Raw genomic sequence first — 20,493 nt, 5'->3', positions numbered from 1 at the left:
GCCAGCCAGCTGGGCAGCTGGAATTCTATTCCGCACAATTTCCGCCTGCATTGACGCAACCCCTTGCGGAGGCGGTTGAGGTCGCGCATTGGTTCGACCATCACACGCGGTCCGCGCGCGGGAGTGGCGGCTCGACCTGCGGGAAGCGCAGCGCTTTGGCTTGGCGTTTCGGGGCGCGCCGAGCCATCGCCTGCAGGATCGCGCCCCCCGCCGCGCGGCCCGCGACAACGGCAACGGGAAGGTGTTCCCAGAGGACGAGGTGGCCCAGGTGCAAATGGACAGCGTCCTGAAGCGTTCGGTCCGGGGTCCCCTGCTCCAGCTTGTCACCGCGGCGATCGTGCTCATCATCGTCCTCGTCCAGGCCGGCATGCTCGCCAAGCTGCGCGAGGATCGGCGCATCGAGGCCCAGCGCTCGGCCGAGAACGTGCTGCGCACGCTGGCGCTGACCATCGACCGCAATCTCAGGTTGATAGAATTCTCCATCGCCAGCGTCCGCGACGCCCTTGCCTTGCCGGAGATCGAGGCCGTGCCGCCGGCCGCCCGGCACGCGCTTCTGCTGAGCCGGGCCACCGCGCCCCAGTATCTCGGCTCCCTGCTGGTGCTGGACGCCGCGGGCGACATCGTCCTCGATTCCGGATCCGTGACGCCGCGCCGGGCCAATTTCGCCGATCGCGACTACTTCAGGGCGCACCGCGATGCCGACGCCGGAACCTTTCTCAGCCATCCTTACGCCAGCCGCCTGCGGCAGAACGATCCCAGCATCGGCATGACGGTGCGGGTCTCCGCCGCCGACGGCGGCTTCGGCGGCGTGGTCCTGGGCGCGATCCGGCTCGCTTTCTTCAAGGCGCTGTTCGAGAAGATCGACCTCGGCCCGGACAGCATCGTGAGCCTGGTGAACGCCGACGGCGTCATGGTCTACCGCCATCCGTCCACGGACGGCGCCGGAAACACCGGCCAGAGCGTCGCGCACTCGCCGGTGTTCCAGCGCCTGCTCGCCGACCCCACGGCGCCGATCACCGGCACCTCGCAGATCGATGGCGTCTCCCGCTTCTACGTGAGCGAGAAGATCGGCGACTTTCCCCTCATCCTGTCGGTCGGCATCTCCGCCTCCGGAATCTATTCCGAATGGAACGCGCGGGCGCTCATAGTCGGGCTGCTCACCCTCGTCGTCTGCAGCCTGCTGGTGGGGATCGTGCTGGTGCTGCGCCGGGCGCTGATCCACAGCTACGACATGGAGGAGCAGCTCGAGCACATGGCGGTCACCGACGCGCTCACGCAGATCCCCAACCGACGCGCCCTGGAGATGGCCCTCGACACCGAGATGCGCCGCGCCGCGCGGGAGAAGACCGAGCTTTCGGTGCTGGTGATCGACCTCGATTTCTTCAAGCAGATCAACGACACCTATGGGCATTCGGCGGGCGATGCCATGCTGCGCAGTGTCGGCCGGCAGGTGACGCGCGCGATCCGCCGGCCGGGTGACTTTGCGGCCCGGCTCGGCGGCGAGGAATTCGTGGTGATCCTGCCCTCGACCGGCCCGGCCGGCGCCACCTTCATGGCCGAGCGCATCCGCAAGGCGATCGCCGCCACCCACGTGGCGACCGAGGACGGGCGCCGCGTGAACGCCACCGCCAGCATCGGCGTGGCCTCGGGCAGGATCGAGACGTCCGATCCCGTGGACCGGCTGCTGCACGAGGCGGACGGGGCGCTCTACAAGGCCAAGGGCGGCGGCCGCAACCGCGTGGTCGGCAGCCACCAGGACGACGGCTTCGCGGCGGCGCAATAGGCCCGGGCTCCCGGGGGCGACGGTGCCGCGAGGGGGTCAAGCAGGTGTCATTGAGCCGGGCGAAAACCAGGCGATGGAGGGAACGTCAGCCATGCCCGCCGAGATCACCTGCCGAGTCTGCCACCACCTGCCCAGCCGCACCCGCCTGCGGCTGACGGGCGGCTGGCCGAAGGACTGGGACGCGATCGCCCGCGCCCTCGCGGCGGCGGGCGCCGGCCTTGCCAAGGCGGACCCGCGCACCGGATCGGTGCTGCTCAACCATCCGGCGGGGCTCGGCGCCGCGCAGGTGGCGGCCGGGATGTCCGCCGTGCTGGGCGGCGGGCGGTTTCCCGCCGCGCCGCTGGCGCCCGCAGCGCCCAGCGCCGGTCCCGGCGCGCGCGCGGGCGCGACCGGCCCGCGCATCGTCGCGCGGCGCGGCCCGCCGGCGGCCGCGGGCGCGGCCATGTCCTCCGATGCCCGGCTCGACGCCGTGCTCCTCATGGAGCCGGCCCAGGCGCTGGCGCGGCTCGGCTCCGCCCCGGCGGGACTGTCCGGGGAACAGGCCGCGCGCATCCGCGCCGTGCGCGGCCCCAACGCGCTGCCGGCGCCGGAAGGCCGCTCGCGGCGCGAGATCCTGCTCGATCAGGTCTCGAACCTGCCCGTGGGCCTGCTGGCGGGCTCCGCGGTGCTCTCTTTCGCCACCGGCGGGGTGTTCGATGCGGCCGTCACCCTGGCGGTGATCGCCGTCAATGCGGGCATCGGCTTCGCCACCGAGAACTCCACCGAGACGCTGATCCGCCGTCTGTCCCGGCCGGTGGGGCATCCCGCCACCGTGCTGCGGGACGGCGCGCCGGCGGTGATCCCCGCGCGCGAGATCGTCGAGGGCGACGTGATCCTCCTGGCGCCCGGCACCGTGGTGCCCGCCGACGCCCGCCTGATCGCCGCCGACGCCTTGTCGGTGGACGAGAGCGCGCTCACCGGCGAGAGCCTGCCGGTGGACAAGACCGCGGCCGCGCTCGCCGCCGTCCCCGGCGCGGTGGGCGAGCGCCACAACCTGGTCCACGGCGGCACCGTGGTCACCGGCGGCGGCGGCCGCGCGGTGGTGGTGCGCACCGGCGCCGACGGCGAGGCGGCGCGCACCCGCGCCATGATCGGCGCGGCGCGTCCGCCGCGGCCGGTCACCGAGGAGAAGCTCGCCGCGCTCTCCACCAATCTGGCGCTCGGCTGCCTCGGCGCCTCCGGCCTGCTGCTCGCCGCCAGCCTGGCGCGCGGCGAGCCTTTGATCTCGGCGGTGCGCAGCGCCATCGCGCTCGCCGTCGCCGCGATCCCGGAAGGGCTGCCGGCGGTCGCCACCACCACGCTCGCGCTCGGCGCCAAGGCCATGGAGAAAGACCGCGCCCTGGTGCGCTCCTTGCCCGCCATCGAGGCCATCGGCGCCATCGACACCATCTGCCTCGACAAGACCGGCACGCTGACCTGGAACGAGATGGCGGTAGCCCGCGCGCTGGCGGGCCCGGCGGCCCTCGATGTCGAGACCCTCGCGCGGGCGGGTGCGGACGGCGACCTGCTCGCTTTGTGCGAGGCGGTCGCCCTGTGCAGCGAGGCGGAGCTGGAGCCGCGCCAGGGCTCGGCCACCGAGCTCGCTCTGCTGGACTTCGCCGTCGCCATGGGCTGCGACGTGGCCGCGCTGCGCGCCGCCTTGCCCCTCGCCGCGCTGCGCAACCGCGACCACCGGCACCGCTACATGGTGAGCGAGCATTCCGGCGCCAGCGACGGCCCGCTCTTGTTCGTGAAGGGCTCGCCCGAGGACGTGCTCGCCTTGTGCGACAAGGAGCGGGTCGGCGGCACCGAGCGCCCGCTCGCGCCGGCGCGGCGCGCCGCGCTGCTTGAGGAGAACGAGCGCCTGGCGGGCGACGGCCTGCGGGTGCTGGCGGCGGCGCGCGGGCGCGGCGCCATCGGCGCGGCGGCGCCGCAAGGCCTCGCCTTTCTCGGCCTCGCCGGCCTCGCCGACCCGGTGAAGCGCGACGCGGGCGAGGCCATCGACCTGTTCCACAAGGCCGGCATCCGCACCATCATGATGACCGGCGACCAGCAGGGCACCGCGCTCGCGGTCGCCCGCTCCCTCGCTCTGTCGCGCACTGGCGTCCTGCGCATGGCGAGCGGACCGGAGATCGCCGCGCTCGATCAGGACGCGCTCGGCACGCTCGCGCTCGGCACCTCGGTGTTCGCCCGCGTGAGCCCGGCGGACAAGCTGCGCATCGTCGAGGCGCTGCAGGCCAAGGGGCGGCGCGTCGCCATGCTGGGCGACGGGGTGAATGACGGCCCGGCGCTGCGCGCCGCCGCGGTGGGCGTGGCGGTGGGCGAGAAGGCGACCGCGGTGGCGCGCGAGGTGGCGGACCTCGTGCTCGCCCACGACGACCTGCGCGAGCTTGCCCGCGCCATCGCCCGCGGCCGCGCCACCCAGGACAACGTGCGCAACTCGATCCGCTTCTTCTTCTCCACCAACCTGTCCGAGATCCTGGTGATGCTGGTGGAGACGCTGCACGGGCGCGGCGAGGGCGAGACGCCCATGGAATTGTTCTGGCTCAACCTCGTCACCGACGTGCTCCCGGCGCTCGGCCTGGCGCTCGCCGAGCCGCGCGGCGACGTGATGGCGCGCCCGCCGAACGACCATACCGCCCCGCTGTTCGACCGCGGCGAGCTCGCCAGCGTGCTGGCCGACGGCGGCGCCATCGCCGCCGCGGCGCTCACCGGCCATTTCCTCTCGCTTGCGCGCTCGGGGGTGGGGCCGCGCACCCGCACGGTCACCTTCACCACCCTCGCGCTGGCCCAGATCGCCAATGCCTGGGTGCTGCGCGATCGCTCGCCGGGCGCGGGGGAGGCGCTGATCGTCTCCGAGCGGCGGCTGGAGGCGACGCTGGCGGGCGCGCTCGGCCTGCTCGCGCTGCCGTTCCTGGTGCCGGGCCTGCGGCGCCTGCTCGGCGTCGCGCCCGCGACCCTCGGCGACCTCGCGCTCGCCGGGAGCCTCGCGGGCGCCGCCTTCGCGGTGAGCGAGGGCCGGCGCATCGTGCGCATCGCCCCGCGCGCCGGGGCGATGCGCACGGCCTGAATGCTCCGCCGGGCTCAGCCCGCCTTTACCTCGATCTTCTTCGCCTGCGGCGCGGCGGCCACGGGCTTCGGCAGGGTGACGGTGAGCACGCCCTTGGACAAGCTCGCCTTGATGTCCTCCGCCTTGATGCCGGGCGGCAGCTCGATCGTGCGCGCGAACGCGCCATAGGAGCGTTCCACCAGCTTGCGAGCCCCCTCTTCCTCGGTGCGCTCGGCCTTCTTCTCGCCCTTCACCGTCAGGATGTTGTCCACCACCGAGACTTCCACATCCTTCTCCTCGAGGCCGGGAAGCTCGGCGGCAATCTCGATGGTTCCGTCGCGCTCGGTCACGTCCATGCGCGGCGTCAGGCCGCCGCCGCCCAAGGCCGGCCAGTTCCGGGAAAAGTCGTCGAACACCCGATCAATTTCCCGCTGGAGGCTGCCGAACGGCCCGCCCTCGGTCCGGGCGATATCGGCGCGCTTGTCGCCGAACGTCAAAAAAGCGATTTGAGGTTCATGGCGTCAGGTTCCTGTATCTGGATGCTGCGCCGGAGGGCGCGAAGAGGAAGGGTGAGCCGGACCCGGGCACCCGTCCTTGCGCCGGATCAACCGGCGCCGGGGGGCCGCCGCGACCACGTTGACTGGCGTCAATGGCAGGCGGCCCGCCGGTGCTATTGGTGGAACCCCGATCCCGCACAGGAGTTGACGGCCATGGCGGATACCATCCTCGCGCAGGCGCAAGCCGCCCCCAAGCCCCGCTCCGCCGGCCGGCGGATGATGAAGGCGGCCATCTTCGTCGAGAAGGACCGCATCGTCCTCGACGAGAAGCCGGTGCCCGAGGTCGGCCCGCTGGACGCCCTCATCCGTGTCACCACCACCACCATCTGCGGCACCGACATCCACATCCTCAAGGGCGAATACCCGGTGGCGAAGGGCCTCACCATCGGCCACGAGCCGGTGGGCGTCATCGAGAAGCTCGGCTCCGCGGTGGAAGGCTTTGCGGAAGGCCAGCGGGTGATCGCCGGCGCCATCACCCCGTCCGGCTATTCCAACGCCTGCCTGTGCGGCTGCGGCTCCCAGGACGGCCCGCGCACCAAGCACGGCTTCAAGCCCATGGGCGGCTGGCGCTTCGGCAACACCATCGACGGCGCCCAGGCGGAATATCTGCTGGTGCCCGACGCCATGGCCAATCTCGCCCCGGTGCCGGCGGGCCTTACCGACGAGCAGGTGCTCATGTGCCCGGACATCATGTCCACCGGCTTTTCGGGCGCCGAGAGCGGCAAGGTGAAGATCGGCGACGTGGTGGCGGTGTTCGCCCAGGGGCCGATCGGCCTGTGCGCCACCGCCGGCGCGCGCCTCATGGGCGCGACGCGCATCATCGTCGTCGACCAGGTGGAGGCGCGCCTGAAGGTCGCCCGCGCCATGGGCGCCGACGCGACGGTCGATTTCTCCAAGGTGGATCCGGTGGAGGAGATCCTGCGCCTCACCGACGGGCGCGGGGTGGACGTCGCCATCGAGGCGCTGGGGCGCCAGGCCACCTTCGAGGCGGCGCTGAGGGTGCTGAGGCCCGGCGGCACGCTGTCTTCGCTCGGCGTCTATTCCAGCGACCTGAAGATCCCGCTCGATGCCTTCCTCGCCGGGCTCGGTGACCAGACCATCGTCACCACGCTCTGCCCGGGCGGCAAGGAGCGCATGCGCCGGCTGATGGACGTGGTGGCCTCCGGCCGGGTGGATGCGCGCGCCCTCGTCACCCACCGCTTCAAGCTCGACGACATCGAAAAGGCCTACGACCTGTTCGGCCATCAGCGCGACGGCGTTCTCAAGGTGGCCATCACGCCGTAACATGGTTTGGGCAGTGTGGATGCTGCTGGCGCCAGAACGAGGGTTGCGACGGGCATGGAACCGGAAAAGGTATTGCGCGGTGGCTTCCTCATCGGCCTCGCGGTGGGGGTGGGCGTGGCGGTGATCGGACCGACCTTGTGGCGGCTTGCCCGCCCGGCGGCCAAGGATGCCATCAAGGCCGGCGTCGCCGGCTACGGCGCCGCCCGCGTCGCCCTCGCCAAAGCGAGCGAGGAGGTCGAGGACCTGGTCGCCGAGGCCGCGCACGAGATGAAGACGGCCGCCGCCACCGCGGCGGCAGCGGCGGAGGAGGCCGCGGGCGAGGCGCAGGACGGGATTATCGTCCGTGGCTGAGTCGCACCGCCCGGTCCATGCGCGGCTGGCGCATCTGACGCCGGGGCGCACCCGCCTCGTCTTGCTCGGCAAGGTGCCGCACGAGCGCCTGGTCGCGCTGGCGGACGCGCTGGCGGAAGGCGGCATCGAGAAGGTCGAGATCCGGCCCCGCACCGGCAGCATCGTCCTCATCCACGAGGCACCCTGGGACGCCCTCGCGCCGGCGCTGAGCCAAGCCGGCCTCAAGGTCGGCGCGCCCGCCCCGCCCGAGCCGGAGCAGCCGCCGATCGAGGAAGCCTCCTCGCGCCTCGCCAAGGCGGACCTGATGATGGCGCTGTTCACCAACGGCCGGCTCGATCTGCAGAACGCCGCCTTCCTGGCGCTGGCGCTCGGCGGCCTGGTCCAGCTGGCGCGCGGGCGCGTGGCGGGGCCGGCGCTCACCTTGTTCGGGCAGGCGCTCACGCTCGCTTTGCTGAAGGACCGGCGCCCGCCTCTGTGAGGCGCCGCTACGGGGAACCGGCCCCGCGGAGGAGCGATGTCCGACCCCCTCTCCCCCTCCCCTGCGGGCGGACCCGGCAGCCACGTGGTGGCCGACCAGTCGGAGGTCTTCGCCGCGCTCGCCGATCCCGCCACCCACGGCCTGCCGGCCGGGGCCGAGGTGGTGCGCATCGACACCCACGGGGCCGCGGTGTTCCTGGCCGGGCCGTTCGCCTACAAGGTGAAGCGCGCCGTGCTGTTCCCCTTCATGGATTTCTCCACCCTGGAGAAGCGCCGCGCCGCCTGCGCCGCCGAGGTTGAGATCAGCGGCGCCGGGGCGCCGGGCCTTTATCTCGGCGTCGTGCCGATCGTGCGCGGGCCATGCGGCCTCGTGCTCGGCGGCGACGGGCCGGCGGTGGAGCATGCGGTGAAGATGCGCCGCTTCGACGCCGCCCTCACCCTCGACAAGATCGCCGCGCGCGGCGCGCTCACGCCCGAGATCGCCAAGGCGCTGGCCGGCGCCGTCGCCATGTCCCACGCGGCCGCGCCCAAGCGCCCGGGCTTCGACATCGCCGCCCGCCTCGCCTCCTATGTGGACGACAATGCGCGCGAATTTTCCGCCCGGCCGGACCTCTTCCCGGCCGAGGCGGCGGGCAGGCTCGCGCGCCTGTCGCAGGAAAACCTCGCCCGCCTCGGCCCGCTGCTTTCGGCGCGCAGCGCGGCCGGCTTCGCGCGGCGCTGCCACGGCGACCTGCATCTGCGCAACATCGTGCTGATCGACGGCGCGCCGGTTCTGTTCGACGCCATCGAGTTCAACGACGACATCGCCACCTGCGACGTGCTCTACGACCTCGCCTTCCTGCTCATGGACCTGTGGCAGCGCGCGGAGCGGGCCGCGGCGAGCCTGATCTTCAACCGCTATCTCTGGGCGAGCCCGGACGAGATGATCGACGGCCTTGCGGCCCTGCCCTTGTTCCTCAGCCTGCGGGCGGCCATCCGCGCCAAGGTGGAGGCGGCGGGGCTCGGCCACCTTTCGGGCGCGGCGCGCAGCGAGACCGAGGCGCGGGTGCGCCATGCCTTCGCGGCGGCGCTCGCCTTCCTCGATCCGGGCGCGGCCGGCGCGCCGCGCCTGGTGGCGGTGGGCGGGCTCTCCGGCAGCGGCAAGAGCACGTTTGCCGCGCGCGAGGCGCCCGGCATCGGCCGCCCGCCCGGCGCGGCGGTGGTGCGCTCCGACATCGAGCGCAAGCGCGCCTTCGGGTGCGCCGAGACCGAGAAGCTGCCGCCCGAGGCCTACACGCCGGAGGCCGGCGAGAAGATCTATGGGCGGCTGCGCGCGCTGGCGGCGCGCGTCCTCGCCACCGGCCAGAGCGTGATCGTGGATGCGGTGCACGCCCGCGCGCACGAGCGCGACGCCGTCGCGGCGGTGGCGCGGGACAACGGCGTTCCGTTCGAGGGATATTGGCTGGAGGCGAGCGAAGCGGAACTGGTCCACCGGGTGGAGGCCCGCAGCGGCGATGCCTCCGACGCCGACGCCGCCGTGGTGCGGCGCCAGCTGTCCTACGATCTCGGCGACATCCGGTGGGCCCGGGTCGCCCGCGCCGTCAGCACGGGCGCTGCGCCGTCGGCTTTGGATTGACGCCCGTCACCACCTCGGGCTGGCGCTGGGGCGAACCGGGCGAGGCGGCATGGGGCGACAGGCCGGTATGGTTGCCGCCGGTGCCGCCGGTCCAGCCCGTGGAGCCCTCGCTCCCGGGCATGGTGCCGGAATTCGGCCCCTGCGGCGGCGCGGTCGCAGGCGTGGCCGCGGCCGGAGGATTCGCGCACGCGCCCTGGCGCTGAGCCAGCGGGTCGGACTGGGCGGACGCCGGCTCCGGCGCCGCCGTGGCGAGCAGGAACATCACCCCGCCCACGAGGCCGGTCACGAGCAGCCGCCCGCACCCCTCGACGCGCGGCGAGAGAACGACGGGAGCCGCGCGTGCAGGGGCCGTCGCATTGGAATAAGAGAGCATGGGCGTTCTCCTTTCATGCTTGAGAACGTCCGCTGCGGAATCCTGGTTCCCGCGCCCCTCCGGAAGCGGTGCGAACGGGGGCAGCGTCTCGGGTTGAATTGCCTGCTGCGCAGGAGTCGCCCCTGGACCCCGGCTCGGCGCTCCGGCCTCAGGCGGCGACGGTCACCCGCGGCGCGCCCGCTTCCACCACGCCGATGCGGCGCGCGGCGGCAAAGCCTGCGGCCTGGATCTCGCCCAGCAGGCGATCCGCGTCCCCGTCCGCGCAGGAGACCAGCAGGCCGCCCGAGGTCTGCGGATCGGTGAGCAGATGGCGCCAGTATTCCGGCGTTTCCCCTTCGAGATCGACCTCGGCGCCGTAGCTCGCCCAATTGCGGTGCGAGGCGCCGGTGACGAAGCCCTGCCGCACCAGCGCCTCCGCATGGGCGAGCAGCGGCAGCGCCGCGCGGGACAGGCGCAGGCGCGCCGACGAGCCGCGCGCCATCTCGAGGCCGTGACCGAGAATGCCGAAGCCGGTCACGTCGGTCACCGCATGCACCGCCGGGTCCTTGGCGAGTTCCGCCCCCACTTTGTTGAGGCGGGTGGTGGACGCGATCATCTCGTCATAGGCGTCGGCGGGCAGCGCCTCCTTCTTGAAGGCGGCGGAATAGACGCCGACCCCCAGCGCCTTGGTGAGGATCAGCGCGTCGCCCGCCTTGGCGTCGGCATTGCGCCGGATGCGCGCCCGCGGCGCGGTGCCGATCACCGCGAGGCCATAGACCGGCTCGGGGCAATCGATGGAATGGCCGCCCGCCACCGGAATGCCCGCCTCGGCGCAGATCGCCTGCCCGCCGGCGAGGATGGCGCGCACGGTCTGCGTGTCGATCTTGCCGAGCGGCATGCCGAGGATGGCGAGCGCCATGATGGGCGTGCCGCCCATGGCGTAGACGTCGGAGATGGCATTGGTGGCGGCGATGCGGCCGAAATGGTCGGGGTCGTCCACCATCGGCATGAAGAAGTCGGTGGTGGCGATGACAGTGGTGGTGCCGTCGAGGTCGTAGACGGCGGCGTCGTCGCCGGTCTCGGTGCCCACCAGCAGGCGCTCGAACGGGCCGCCCTTGGCCTGGCCGGCGAGCAGTTCCTGGAGCACGGAGGGAGCGAGCTTGCAGCCGCAGCCGCCGCCATGGGCGAGGCTGGTGAGGCGGAATTCGGTCTCGGTCATGAGGTCACCTCTCGGCGCAAACATAAGGAGCGATCAGCGGGCGGGGAAGCGCTGCGCCTCCACGCCGCCGAACGCCCCGAGGGCGAGGCGGGCGCGGATACGGCGCGAGGCGAAGTCGATGGCGGCGGTGGCGAGCACGGTCACGGCGATCAGCACCAGGGCGCGGTCGAGGCGGATCTCGGCGATGGCGCTGTCGATGAAGAAGCCCAATGTCGCCACGCCCAGGATCCCGACGATGGCGCTCTCGCGCATGACGATCTCCCAGCGATAGAAGGCATAAGCGAGGAACGGGCCGTAAAGGCGCGGGAGGAGCTCATAGCCGTAGAGGTCGAGCCCGCGCGGCGCGTCCGGCCGCAGGGTGCGCGAGAGCCGCTCGCCCTCCCGGCCCAGCAGATGGGCGATGATGGCGCCGTTGTGGAGGCCGAGCGCGATCACCGCCGGCAGCATGGAGGGGCCGAACACCTGGAGCGCCAGATAGGCCAGCATGTATTCCGGCGTCGAGCGCAGCACCACCAGCACCCCGTGCCCGGCCCGCGCGCCAAGCCGGCCCACCACGTTGCGCACCAGCAGCGCGAAGCCGGAGAGGGCGACGAGGCCCATCACCACGAGGGTGAGCTGGGTGACCACGAAGGTGGCGACGAGCCCCGGCGTCGCCTGGTCCACCAGCACGATCTTGAGCCAGGCGCCGAACGCCGCCCAAGTGGCGGGCGCGGCGAGGTCGGCGCCTCGGAGCGGCGCCGGCACGATGTCCACGGTGAAGACGCGCGCCACGTTCGCCCAGTCGAGGCTCACGGTGTCGAGGGAGACGAGCACCGCGAGGCCGGCAATGAAGTAGAGCGGCAGCAGCTTGGCCCGCATCCACCAGCGGATGGTGCCGATCATGAGGTAATAGGTGAGCAGGATCGCCGCGGCCGCGTCGTATTGGCCCTGGCGGAAGAAGCTGTCGAGCTCGAAGCCCAGGGTCGGCAGGCCGACGAAGCCGATCACCGCCGAAGAGCGGATGCCGCATTCCATGCGGTAGAGGCCGTAGACCTTCATGGGCGCCAGCGCCTGCGGCAGGCGGGCATAAAGGAAGGCGCTCACGGCGCCGGTGCCGCGCGGCAGCACGTCCGCCGGGCGGCTGTCCGCCTCCTCCAGCAGCTCGCCATAGACCTTGGCGAAGATGCCGGCATAAGGCAGCGCGATGGCGAGCACGCCGGTGAGCGCGCTCGGCCCGAAGGGCTGCATGAGCAGCAGCGCCCAGAACAATTCGTGGACCGAGCGCAGGATGGTGGCGAGGCCGCGCGCCGCCCGGTGGCGGCTCGCGAGCGCGAGGGCGAAGCCGGCCGCGCCGCCGAGCACCACCCCCACCACCGCGAAGGCGAGGGTGAGCAGCACCGCGTGCCCGAGATCGGACACGGCGCCGAAATCGGGCGCGAGGAAGCCGGCCGCGAGCCGGGCCAGCACGCCCCAGGGATCGGAATTGGCGATGGCGAGATCGGCGAACGGCAGCAGCGCCAGCGCGAGCAGCAGGAAGGCGAGGCTCACATTCGCCCGCGTGAGCCGGAGCCCGCGGCGCGCCCCGCCCCCCGCCGGGGCGGCCGGAAGAGGCGGGCGAAGCGCCTCAGCGGGCATAGAGGCCATCGAGCTCGGCCCGCGTGACGGCCGCCGCAGGGGCGTCGATCACCACCGCGCCGGCCCGGAGGCCGACGATTCGGTCGCAGCTTTCCCGTGCCAGGTCCACGGCGTGGAGCGACAGAATGAGGGTGGCAAACCGCCCCGCCATGGCGGCAAGGATGCGCCGCGCCTGGGCCTCGTCCACGGCGGAGACCGGCTCGTCGGCGAGCAGCACATCGCCGCCGCGGAACCAGGCGCGCCCCACCGCCGTGCGCTGGCGCTGGCCGCCGGACAGGCGCTCCACCGGCCGGAGCAGGTCCGGCCCGAGGCCCAGCTCCTCGGCCAGCGGGGCCACCGCATCGCGCTCGCGGCGGAACGGTCGCACGAGGTTCACCGCGTTGTAGAACGCCCCGTGGCGGTCGAGCCGGCCCATATAGATGTTGTGGAACACCGACAATTGCGGCACCAGCGCGTGGTCCTGGGGCACCAGGGCCACGCGCGCGCCGGCGTCGGACAGGCGCCGGTAGAGCGCCGCGATCAGCGTCGATTTGCCCGCCCCGCTGCGCCCCAGCAAGGCGACGCGTTCGCCCTGCCGCACGGAGAGCGAGAGGCGCTCGAACACCGTGCGGTCCCCATAGCCGAGGCGCGCGTCCGCGAACGTGGCGAGGACGGGCGCGGACCCTGCGGGATCGCCGGGCGAAGGGACCGGGCGGAGCGCGTTCACGCTCAATCCAGCAGGCCGAGCTGCTGGCCCACGGCGACGATGGGCTCGTAGTCGGAATTGGTCGCCGGGATGAACTTTTTGCGCGGGAACGAGGCGAGCAGCTCGGGATCGCTCATGCCGAGCAGCGCCGCGCGCACCTTGTCGGTGAAGCCGGCACCGAAGGTCTTGTCGGCATCGCCGCGGATGGTCCAATTGTAGTCCGGATACGGCGGCGTCTTCCAGACGATGCGGACCACCGCCGGATCCACCTGCTTCTTCGCCACCATGTCGTCGAACGAGGAGAAGTTGACCGCCCCCACCTCGTAGGCGCCGGACGCCACGAGCTCCACGGTCTTGGTGTGATCGCCGGAGAAACCGACGCGGGAAAACACCTCCTCGGGACCCTTGCCCAGTTCCTTGCGGATGTAGAATTCCGGCATCAGGCGGCCGGAGGTGGAGGTCTTGGCGCCGAAGGTGAAGGTCCTGCCGGCCACCGCCTTGGACAGGTCCTTCTGGTCCGCCGGCAGGCCGGTCGCCGCATTGGCGATGAAGTAGCTGACGAAGGCCTTGTCCTCCTCGCCCTGGGCCAGCGCCTGGGAGCCGGGCACGGCGCGGCGCGCCTGCACCCCCGAGAGACCGCCGAACCAGCCGAGCTGGATCTGGTTGTTCTTGAAGGCGGTGACCGCCGCCCCGTAGCTCTTCACCGGCACGTACTTCACCGGCACGCCGAGGGTCTTGGACAGATAGTCGGCGACCTTGGTGAAGCGCTGGACCAGCTTGGTCTCGTCTTCGTCGGGAATGGCGGAGAAGGTGAGCGTCTGGGCGAGGGCGGCGGAGGCGCCGAGGAGGATGGCGGCAGCAGCCGCCGCGACGAGGAGCGGACGGGGCATGGAGGTGTCTCCCTGAGCGGCGCGGGCGCGCGCCGCGCGCTGCGATTGAAGATGCGCGCCTCAAGGGGCGAGACGGCACGGAGCAACACTGGCAATGGCGCAAGACCGGCAGGGAGCGGGCGGCCACGCAGGGGGCCGTATCGTCGCGCGCTGGCGCGGCCGCTCTCGATAAGGTGCGCCCCGTCACGCGGGAGCCGGACTGCCGTCACCTTCCCAGACTGGAAGTTGGCACGGTCGGCGTCAATAGAGAAAAAAGGCGCGCCGCGCCGGCGCGGCGCCGAGAGCCGCGAACGTTATGTCAAACATCGGCGCCGCCAATTCTGCACCCCGGACCGTGCATTTTGGAAACCGTCCATTGTGCGCCGCAACAAATACATGGCCAAATGGCATTTTCTGCTGCTCTTCAGTCTCAAACGGCGGGAAACCCTGCCAAATCTGAGCTCGTCCCTTGATTTTGAACGACGCCGCTCCAGTTGCAGTTTGACATGCTTCCAGTTCCAAAATACCGTCCCAACAGGCCGGAATCCCGGCGTCGGACGTTTGCGACAACGTCCGCAATCGTCCCCTGTAAGGGGCGCTTATCGGAGGCTGCCTTCGATGAATATGGAGCTCTCGCGGCGCCAGTTCCTACGAACGGCGGGCGCGGGTGTGGCGGGGACAACGCTCGGAGCCATGGGCTTCGCAGGGGTGGAAGAGGCCCTCGCCTCCACCATCAAGCCGTTCCGTCTCGTCAACACCACTGAAGCCCGCAACACCTGCACCTATTGCTCGGTGGCGTGCGGCATCATCATCTATTCCAAGGGCAGCATCGCCAAGGGCGAGAAGGCCGACATCACCCACATCGAAGGTGACACCGACCATCCCACCAATCGCGGTACCTTGTGCCCGAAGGGCGCGGCCCTGCTCGACATCGTCAAGTCCGAGACGCGCCTCCAGTATCCGATGATCCGGCGCGCGGGATCCGACAAGTTCGAGCGCGTCTCCTGGGACGAGGCGCTGAACAAGATCGCCCGGGCGATGAAGGACGATCGTGACAAGAACCTGGTCCAGAAGAACAAGGACGGGGTGACGGTCAATCGATGGACCACGACGGGGTTCCTCGCGGCCTCCGCAACAACCAACGAAACGGCCCTGTGCACCTATAAGGTGGTGCGCTCGACCGGCATGGTGGCTTTCGACAATCAGGCGCGCGTCTGACACGGCCCGACGGTGGCGAGTCTCGCCCCAACTTTCGGCCGTGGCGCCATGACGAACTCCTGGACCGACATCAAGAACACGGACCTCGTGGTGATCATGGGCGGCAATGCCGCCGAGGCCCATCCGTGCGGCTTCAAGTGGGTCACGGAGGCGAAAGCCAACCGGGGCGCCAAGCTCGTCGTCGTCGACCCGCGCTATACGCGCTCGGCCGCGGTGGCGGACTATTACGCGCCGATCCGGCAGGGCACCGACATCGCGTTCCTGAACGGCGTCATCAACTACCTGATCCAGAACGACAAGGTGCAGTGGGACTACGTCAAGGCGTTCACCAACGCGCCGTTCGTGGTCAAGGAAGGCTTCACCTACCAGGATGGCCTGTTCACGGGCTATGACGAGCAGAAGCGCGACTACAACCGCTCCACCTGGGACTACGACATCGGTCCCGACGGCTTTGCGGTCGTCGACGACACGCTCCAGAACCCGCGCTGCGTCTGGAACCTGCTGAAGCAGCACGTCTCGATCTACACGCCCGAGACGGTCGAGCGCATCACCGGCACGCCGAAGGACAAGTTCCTGAAGGTGGCGGCGATGATCGCGGAGTGCTCGTCGCCCACCAAGACGATGACCTCCATGTACGCGCTCGGCTGGACCCAGCATTCCAAGGGCTCGCAGAACATCCGCGCCATGGCGATGATCCAGCTCATCCTGGGCAACATCGGCGTGCGTGGCGGCGGCATGAACGCCCTGCGCGGTCACTCCAACATCCAGGGGCTGACCGACCTCGGCCTGATGTCGAACCTGATCCCCGGGTATCTCGCGATCCCGACCGAGCGGGACGTCGACTTCAACGCCTACATGTCGACCCGCGGCTTCAAGCCGTTGCGGCCGAACCAGATGAGTTACTGGCAGAACTACAAGAAGTTCTTCGTCAGCTTCCTGAAGATGATGTGGGGGCCCGCCGCCACGGCGGAGAACAGCTTCGCCTTCGACTGGCTGCCCAAGCTCGACGTGCCGTCCTACGACATCCTGCGCGCGTTCGAGCTCATGGACCAGGGGAAGATGAACCTGTACTTCTGCCAGGGCTTCAACCCCCTGCAGGCGTTCCCCAACAAGGCCAAGCTGGCGCGCGCGCTGGGCAAGCTGAAGCTGCTCGTGGTCATGGATCCGCTCCAGACCGAAACCGCGCGCTTCTGGGAAAACCACGGCATCTACAACGAGGCGAACCCCGCCGCGATCAAGACCGAGGTGATCCAGCTGCCCACCACCTGCTTCGCCGAGGACGAGGGCTCCCTCGTCAATTCGGGCCGCTGGCTGCAGTGGCACTGGCCGGGCGGCTCGCCTCCCGGCGAGGCGAAGACCGACACCTTCATCATGGCGCAGATCCATCTGCGCCTGAAGGAGCTCTACAAGAAGGAAGGCGGCACGGTCCCCGAGCCGATCGTCAACCTCACCTGGAACTACAAGGACCCGAACGAGCCCACGGCGGAAGAGCTCGCCAAGGAGATGAACGGCTCCGTTCTCACCGACGTGCTCGACCCCAACGATCCCACCAAGAAGGTGCTGGAGGCGGGCAAGCAGCTCGCATCCTTCGGCTTACTGCGCGACGACGGCTCCACCGCGGCGGGCTGCTGGATCTATACCGGCTGCTTCACCGAGGCGGGCAACATGATGGCCCGGCGGGACAATTCCGATCCCGGCGACACCGGGGCCTATTCCAAGTGGTCGTTCTCCTGGCCGGCCAACCGCCGCATCATCTACAACCGCGCCTCGTGCAACCTCGACGGCACGCCGTGGGACGAGACGCGCAAGCTGATCTGGTGGGACGGCGCCAAGTGGACCGGCTACGACGTGCCGGACATCGCGCCCACGGCCAAGCCGCGGGACGTGGGTCCGTTCATCATGAACCCGGAAGGCGTCTCGCGCCTGTTCACGCGGGGCATGATGCGCGACGGGCCGTTCCCGGTGCACTACGAGCCGTTCGAGAGCCCGGTCGCCAACCTCATCGCCCCGAAGGTCCGGGGCAATCCGGTGGCGCGCGTGTTCAAGGACGACTTCGTCCAGTTCGCCGACGTGGGCTCGAAGGAGTTCCCGTATGCGGCGACCACCTACCGCCTGACCGAGCACTTCCACTACTGGACGAAGAACAACCACGTGAACTCGGTGCTCCAGCCCGAATTCTTCGTGGAGATCTCGCCCGAGCTCGCGAAGGAGAAGGGCGTCGCCAATGCCGGGTGGGTGCGCGTGTGGTCGAAGCGCGGCTCCGTGATCGCCAAGGCCTACGTGACCAAGCGCATCCGTCCGCTGATGGTGGACGGCAAGCCGGTGCACATCGTCGGCATCCCCATCCATTGGGGCTTCGTCGGCGCCGCCAAGAAGGGCTTCCCGGCCAACGTGCTCAGCCCGTTTGTCGGTGACGCCAACATCGAGACGCCCGAATACAAGGCGTTCCTGGTCAATATCGAGCCCACGACCGGGCCGGTGGCATAAGGGAGAAGAGAGCCATGTTTCCTCCGATCCCCAATCCTCCGGTCACCGCGACCCCCGCGAAGTTCGGCGACCAGGACCTCGTCCGCCGCTCGGCTTCCTCGGTGCCGGCGCCGGCGCAGAAGCAGACGCCGGTGGCCAAGCTCATCGACGTGTCGAAATGCATCGGCTGCAAGGCCTGCCAGGCCGCGTGTCTCGAATGGAACGAGCTCCACGAGGAGATCGGCACCTTCAACGGCACCTACACGAACCCGCCGGACCTCACCCCGGCGTCGTTCACGCTGATGCGCTTCGACGAGTGGGTGAACCCCGAGACCGACAATCTCGAATGGCTCATCCGCAAGGACGGCTGCATGCACTGCGGCGATCCGGGCTGCCTGAAGGCCTGCCCGGCGCCCGGCGCCATCGTGCAGTATTCCAACGGCATCGTGGACTTCGACCACGACAAGTGCATCGGCTGCGGCTACTGCGTGAAGGGCTGCCCCTTCAACATCCCGCGCATCTCGCAGGTCGATCACAAAGCCTACAAGTGCACGCTCTGCTCCGACCGCATCGCGGTGGGACAGGGTCCGGCCTGCCAGAAGGCCTGCCCGACCCAGGCCATCGTGTTCGGCACCAAGGACCAGATGAAGCAGTGGGCGGACGGCCGCATCAAGGACCTGAAGTCCCGCGGCTTCAAGAATGCGGGCCTCTACGACCCGCCGGGGGTGGGCGGCACCCACGTCATGTACGTGCTGCCCCACGCCGACAAGCCCTCGCTCTATTCGGGCCTGCCGGACAATCCGCGCATCAGCCCCATCGTCGAGGCCTGGAAGGGCGTGACGAAATATGTGGGCCTCGGCGTCATCGGCTTCGCGGCCGTCGCCGGCGCGTTCCACTATCTCGTCACGGGCGCCAACAAGGTCACCCCCGAGGATGAGGAAAATGCCGAGAAGCTGACGCAAGGAGGGCGTTCATGAGCACGACCCCCTATGATGTCGAGAGCGGCGACCAGGTCCACAAGGGCCATCCGGTCCAGGTGGACCGCTACACGGTCGCCGCCCGGATCAACCACTGGATCACGGCCATCAGCCTGATCCTGCTGGCGATCTCCGGCCTCGCCCTGTTCCATCCGAGCCTCTATTTCCTGACCGCCTTGTTCGGGGGCGGTCAGCTGACCCGCGCCATCCATCCCTGGATCGGCGTGGTGCTGTTCTTCTCCTTCTTCGGGCTGTTCTTCCGCTTCTGGAAGGCGAACCTGTGGAAGAGCGAGGACGGCACCTGGCTCAGGCGCATCCGCGACGTGCTCGCGGGAGACGAGGAGAAGCTGCCCGAGCTCGGCAAGTACAATGCCGGCCAGAAGTTCGTCTTCTGGGGCATGTCCTTCCTCATCGTGGTGCTGATCGGCTCCGGGCTGGTGATCTGGAACACCTACTTCGCCAGCTACACCAGCATCGAGCAGCAGCGGGTCGCACTCCTGGTGCACGCGGTGGCGGCGGTCGCCATCATCTGCCTGTGGATCCTCCACGTCTACGCGGCCATCTGGGTCAAGGGCACGATCTCGGCCATGACCCGCGGCCAGGTGACCGGCGGATGGGCCTGGCGCCATCACCGCAAGTGGCTGCGCGAGCTGGTGGCGGGCAAGCGCTCGGGAACCCCCGCCGAATAGCGGCGGTTCCCTTTGCAGCTCCCCGCCTGCGGGCGGGAGCTGCCGCTCCGGTGAAGGCGAACGGGGGGCGTGCTCCGCCCGGCAGCCGCGCCTTTTCCACCCGGACCAGGCGGGCCGGTGCCGATGGCGCTCGGCCTGCCCCTGTTCCGACCCGGGGCCGCGCCGGGGCTGGACGCGGGATTCGGATTCTGGGCGCCGGCTGCGCCGCGCCGTCCCGCGGCCGCCCGCGAAGCCGGATGTTCCCTGCAAGGCGCAGCCTTGCGGACAGTGTCGAAGCGGTCCCGGCGGGCCCGCAAGATCGCCCGCCATCCACGTGACCCGTGAGGTTCGTGACTCATGTCGTCTTCTGCCGATTCCCCGGGCGCCGTGCTGCCCGATCCCTCGATCATCACCGGCGTCAACATCCCGCCTTTCGCGGTGATGCCCGACCCTGCCCGGCTGTTCGCCCGCCGGGCGCAGCGCTTCGCCGCGTTGGCGCAGCACCACGAGCTGTCGCCCTACCTCACCTTCCTGCATGATCTCTCTGCGGCCCAGGCGGCCAGCCTTGCCGATCTGCCGCTGCCGGAGCTGCCGGACGCCGAGGACCGCGCGCGCGCCCGCTCGTTCCAGATGCCGCCGCTCGACCGCAGCCGCTTCACCGCCGATCCGGTGCTCGACGACACTTTCGCGCGGCTGCTGAAGCTTGCCGCCGAGATCCCCATGCCCGCCGCCGCGGCCGGGGGCCTGGAGCGCCTCGCGCATGCCGGCGACGGAGTGCGCGAGGAGGTGATCCGCAACGTACTCGCCGATTCCATCCCCCTGGAGCACCTGTCCGAGCATGTGTTCGCGGCCGCGGCGCTGCAGGTGCATTTCGCCCGCCTCGCCGCCCGCCTCGACGCCAAGACGCTGGTGGACGTGGGGGTCGGCATGTGCCCCGCCTGCGGCGGGCCGCCGGTCTCGAGCATGGTGGTGGACTGGCCGAACGCCCATGGGGCGCGCTATTGCGTGTGCGCGCTGTGCAGCACCTGGTGGAACTTCGTGCGCATCCGCTGCACCGCGTGCGGCACCACCAAGGGCATCGGCTACCAGGAGGTGGAGGGCAGCGAAGGGGTCATCAAGGCCGAGACCTGCGACGGCTGCCACACTTATACCAAGGTGCTCTATCTGCCGAAAAATCAGGACCTCGACCCGGTGGCGGACGATGTGGGCAGCCTCGGCCTCGATCTGCTCATGAAAGACGGTCCCTACCGGCGCTCGGCGTTCAATCCGCTGCTGCTCGGCTATTGAGGGG

The 20,493-nt window shown here is 70.4% G+C and carries 17 protein-coding genes; 10 read left to right on the top strand and 7 right to left on the bottom strand.

Translation table 11 applies throughout. The features are described from left to right. Positions 1-259: 259 nt before the first annotated feature. Both ABLE88_RS09225 and ABLE88_RS09220 read left to right on the top strand, forming a co-directional pair. Positions 260-1,783, top strand: a complete 1,524-nt coding sequence (locus tag ABLE88_RS09225; protein WP_348831234.1) for a sensor domain-containing diguanylate cyclase — start codon at positions 260-262, stop codon at positions 1,781-1,783. A gap of 91 nt (positions 1,784-1,874) precedes the next feature. Further along, complete coding sequence (locus ABLE88_RS09220; protein WP_348831233.1) at positions 1,875-4,871, top strand: cation-translocating P-type ATPase; 2,997 nt, start codon at positions 1,875-1,877, stop codon at positions 4,869-4,871. A gap of 14 nt (positions 4,872-4,885) precedes the next feature. Here ABLE88_RS09220 and ABLE88_RS09215 read toward each other — a convergent pair whose 3' ends face one another. Next, positions 4,886-5,347, bottom strand: a complete 462-nt coding sequence (locus ABLE88_RS09215; protein WP_348831232.1) for an Hsp20/alpha crystallin family protein — start codon at positions 5,345-5,347, stop codon at positions 4,886-4,888. A gap of 279 nt (positions 5,348-5,626) precedes the next feature. Between ABLE88_RS09215 and ABLE88_RS09210 the strand changes: the two genes are divergently transcribed. Genes ABLE88_RS09210 through ABLE88_RS09195 form a run of 4 tightly spaced genes read left to right on the top strand, consistent with a single transcriptional unit; the run spans position 5,627 to position 9,134 of the window. After that, the gene (locus tag ABLE88_RS09210; RefSeq protein ID WP_348831641.1) at positions 5,627-6,691 is read left to right on the top strand and encodes an NAD(P)-dependent alcohol dehydrogenase; all 1,065 of its coding nucleotides are present in this window, start codon (positions 5,627-5,629) and stop codon (positions 6,689-6,691) included. A 54-nt stretch (positions 6,692-6,745) separates the two neighbouring features. Then, complete coding sequence (locus ABLE88_RS09205; protein ID WP_348831231.1) at positions 6,746-7,042, top strand: hypothetical protein; 297 nt, start codon at positions 6,746-6,748, stop codon at positions 7,040-7,042. Beyond that, the gene (locus ABLE88_RS09200) at positions 7,035-7,520 is read left to right on the top strand and encodes a hypothetical protein (RefSeq protein ID WP_348831230.1); all 486 of its coding nucleotides are present in this window, start codon (positions 7,035-7,037) and stop codon (positions 7,518-7,520) included. The genes ABLE88_RS09205 and ABLE88_RS09200 overlap by 8 nt, the downstream gene beginning before the upstream one ends. Positions 7,521-7,556: 36 nt before the next feature. Continuing rightward, a complete protein-coding gene (locus ABLE88_RS09195; protein WP_348831229.1) occupies positions 7,557-9,134 on the top strand; it encodes a bifunctional aminoglycoside phosphotransferase/ATP-binding protein in 1,578 nt (525 codons plus the stop codon). Here the strand turns inward: ABLE88_RS09195 and ABLE88_RS09190 are convergent. From ABLE88_RS09190 to ABLE88_RS09165, 6 genes are all read right to left on the bottom strand, one after another. Further along, complete coding sequence (locus tag ABLE88_RS09190; protein WP_348831228.1) at positions 9,100-9,507, bottom strand: hypothetical protein; 408 nt, start codon at positions 9,505-9,507, stop codon at positions 9,100-9,102. The two genes, ABLE88_RS09195 and ABLE88_RS09190, sit on opposite strands and share 35 nt — an antisense overlap. Before the next feature lie 148 nt (positions 9,508-9,655). Further along, on the bottom strand, positions 9,656-10,705 hold the full coding sequence (selD, locus tag ABLE88_RS09185) for a selenide, water dikinase SelD (RefSeq protein WP_348831227.1): 1,050 nt from the start codon (positions 10,703-10,705) through the stop codon (positions 9,656-9,658). Positions 10,706-10,738: 33 nt separating this feature from the next. Beyond that, positions 10,739-12,232, bottom strand: coding sequence for a PhnE/PtxC family ABC transporter permease (locus tag ABLE88_RS09180; protein ID WP_348831226.1), 1,494 nt, complete (start codon positions 12,230-12,232; stop codon positions 10,739-10,741). Positions 12,233-12,308: 76 nt separating this feature from the next. Then, positions 12,309-13,025, bottom strand: coding sequence for an ATP-binding cassette domain-containing protein (locus ABLE88_RS09175; RefSeq protein ID WP_348831225.1), 717 nt, complete (start codon positions 13,023-13,025; stop codon positions 12,309-12,311). A gap of 2 nt (positions 13,026-13,027) precedes the next feature. Continuing rightward, positions 13,028-13,894, bottom strand: coding sequence for a putative selenate ABC transporter substrate-binding protein (locus ABLE88_RS09170; protein ID WP_348831224.1), 867 nt, complete (start codon positions 13,892-13,894; stop codon positions 13,028-13,030). A 240-nt stretch (positions 13,895-14,134) separates the two neighbouring features. Then, positions 14,135-14,443: a hypothetical protein gene (locus tag ABLE88_RS09165; RefSeq protein WP_348831223.1), complete on the bottom strand. Its 309-nt coding sequence runs from the start codon at positions 14,441-14,443 to the stop codon at positions 14,135-14,137. Positions 14,444-14,491: 48 nt separating this feature from the next. On the opposite strand from ABLE88_RS09165, the gene fdnG reads away from it, so the two are divergent. The 4 genes from fdnG (at position 14,492) to fdhE (ending at position 20,489) form a co-directional block, all read left to right on the top strand. After that, a complete protein-coding gene (fdnG, locus tag ABLE88_RS09160; protein ID WP_348831222.1) occupies positions 14,492-17,578 on the top strand; it encodes a formate dehydrogenase-N subunit alpha in 3,087 nt (1,028 codons plus the stop codon). Between the two features lie 14 nt (positions 17,579-17,592). Further along, complete coding sequence (gene fdxH, locus ABLE88_RS09155) at positions 17,593-18,534, top strand: formate dehydrogenase subunit beta (protein ID WP_348831221.1); 942 nt, start codon at positions 17,593-17,595, stop codon at positions 18,532-18,534. After that, positions 18,531-19,223 (top strand): formate dehydrogenase subunit gamma, encoded by a 693-nt coding sequence (locus ABLE88_RS09150; protein ID WP_348831220.1) that lies wholly within the window; start codon positions 18,531-18,533, stop codon positions 19,221-19,223. The genes fdxH and ABLE88_RS09150 overlap by 4 nt, the downstream gene beginning before the upstream one ends. Before the next feature lie 336 nt (positions 19,224-19,559). Then, the gene (gene fdhE / locus ABLE88_RS09145; protein ID WP_348831219.1) at positions 19,560-20,489 is read left to right on the top strand and encodes a formate dehydrogenase accessory protein FdhE; all 930 of its coding nucleotides are present in this window, start codon (positions 19,560-19,562) and stop codon (positions 20,487-20,489) included. Positions 20,490-20,493 lie beyond the last annotated feature (4 nt).

The sequence above is a fragment of the Xanthobacter luteus genome (genome assembly GCF_040049235.1).
Classification (GTDB): Bacteria; Pseudomonadota; Alphaproteobacteria; order Rhizobiales; family Xanthobacteraceae; genus Xanthobacter.
The sequence above is the reverse complement of the archived record's forward strand: the minus strand, read 5'-3'. Positions and strand labels throughout refer to the sequence as shown.

Coding starts and splice junctions, on each gene's coding strand:
- ABLE88_RS09220 (WP_348831233.1), top strand. CDS start 1,875: ATGCCCGCCGAGATCACCTGCCGAGTCTGCCACCACCTGCCCAGCCGC.
- ABLE88_RS09210 (WP_348831641.1), top strand. CDS start 5,627: ATGAAGGCGGCCATCTTCGTCGAGAAGGACCGCATCGTCCTCGACGAG.
- ABLE88_RS09205 (WP_348831231.1), top strand. CDS start 6,746: ATGGAACCGGAAAAGGTATTGCGCGGTGGCTTCCTCATCGGCCTCGCG.
- ABLE88_RS09195 (WP_348831229.1), top strand. CDS start 7,557: ATGTCCGACCCCCTCTCCCCCTCCCCTGCGGGCGGACCCGGCAGCCAC.
- ABLE88_RS09190 (WP_348831228.1), bottom strand. CDS start 9,507: ATGCTCTCTTATTCCAATGCGACGGCCCCTGCACGCGCGGCTCCCGTC.
- selD (WP_348831227.1), bottom strand. CDS start 10,705: ATGACCGAGACCGAATTCCGCCTCACCAGCCTCGCCCATGGCGGCGGC.
- ABLE88_RS09170 (WP_348831224.1), bottom strand. CDS start 13,894: ATGCCCCGTCCGCTCCTCGTCGCGGCGGCTGCTGCCGCCATCCTCCTC.
- fdxH (WP_348831221.1), top strand. CDS start 17,593: ATGTTTCCTCCGATCCCCAATCCTCCGGTCACCGCGACCCCCGCGAAG.
- ABLE88_RS09150 (WP_348831220.1), top strand. CDS start 18,531: ATGAGCACGACCCCCTATGATGTCGAGAGCGGCGACCAGGTCCACAAG.
- fdhE (WP_348831219.1), top strand. CDS start 19,560: ATGTCGTCTTCTGCCGATTCCCCGGGCGCCGTGCTGCCCGATCCCTCG.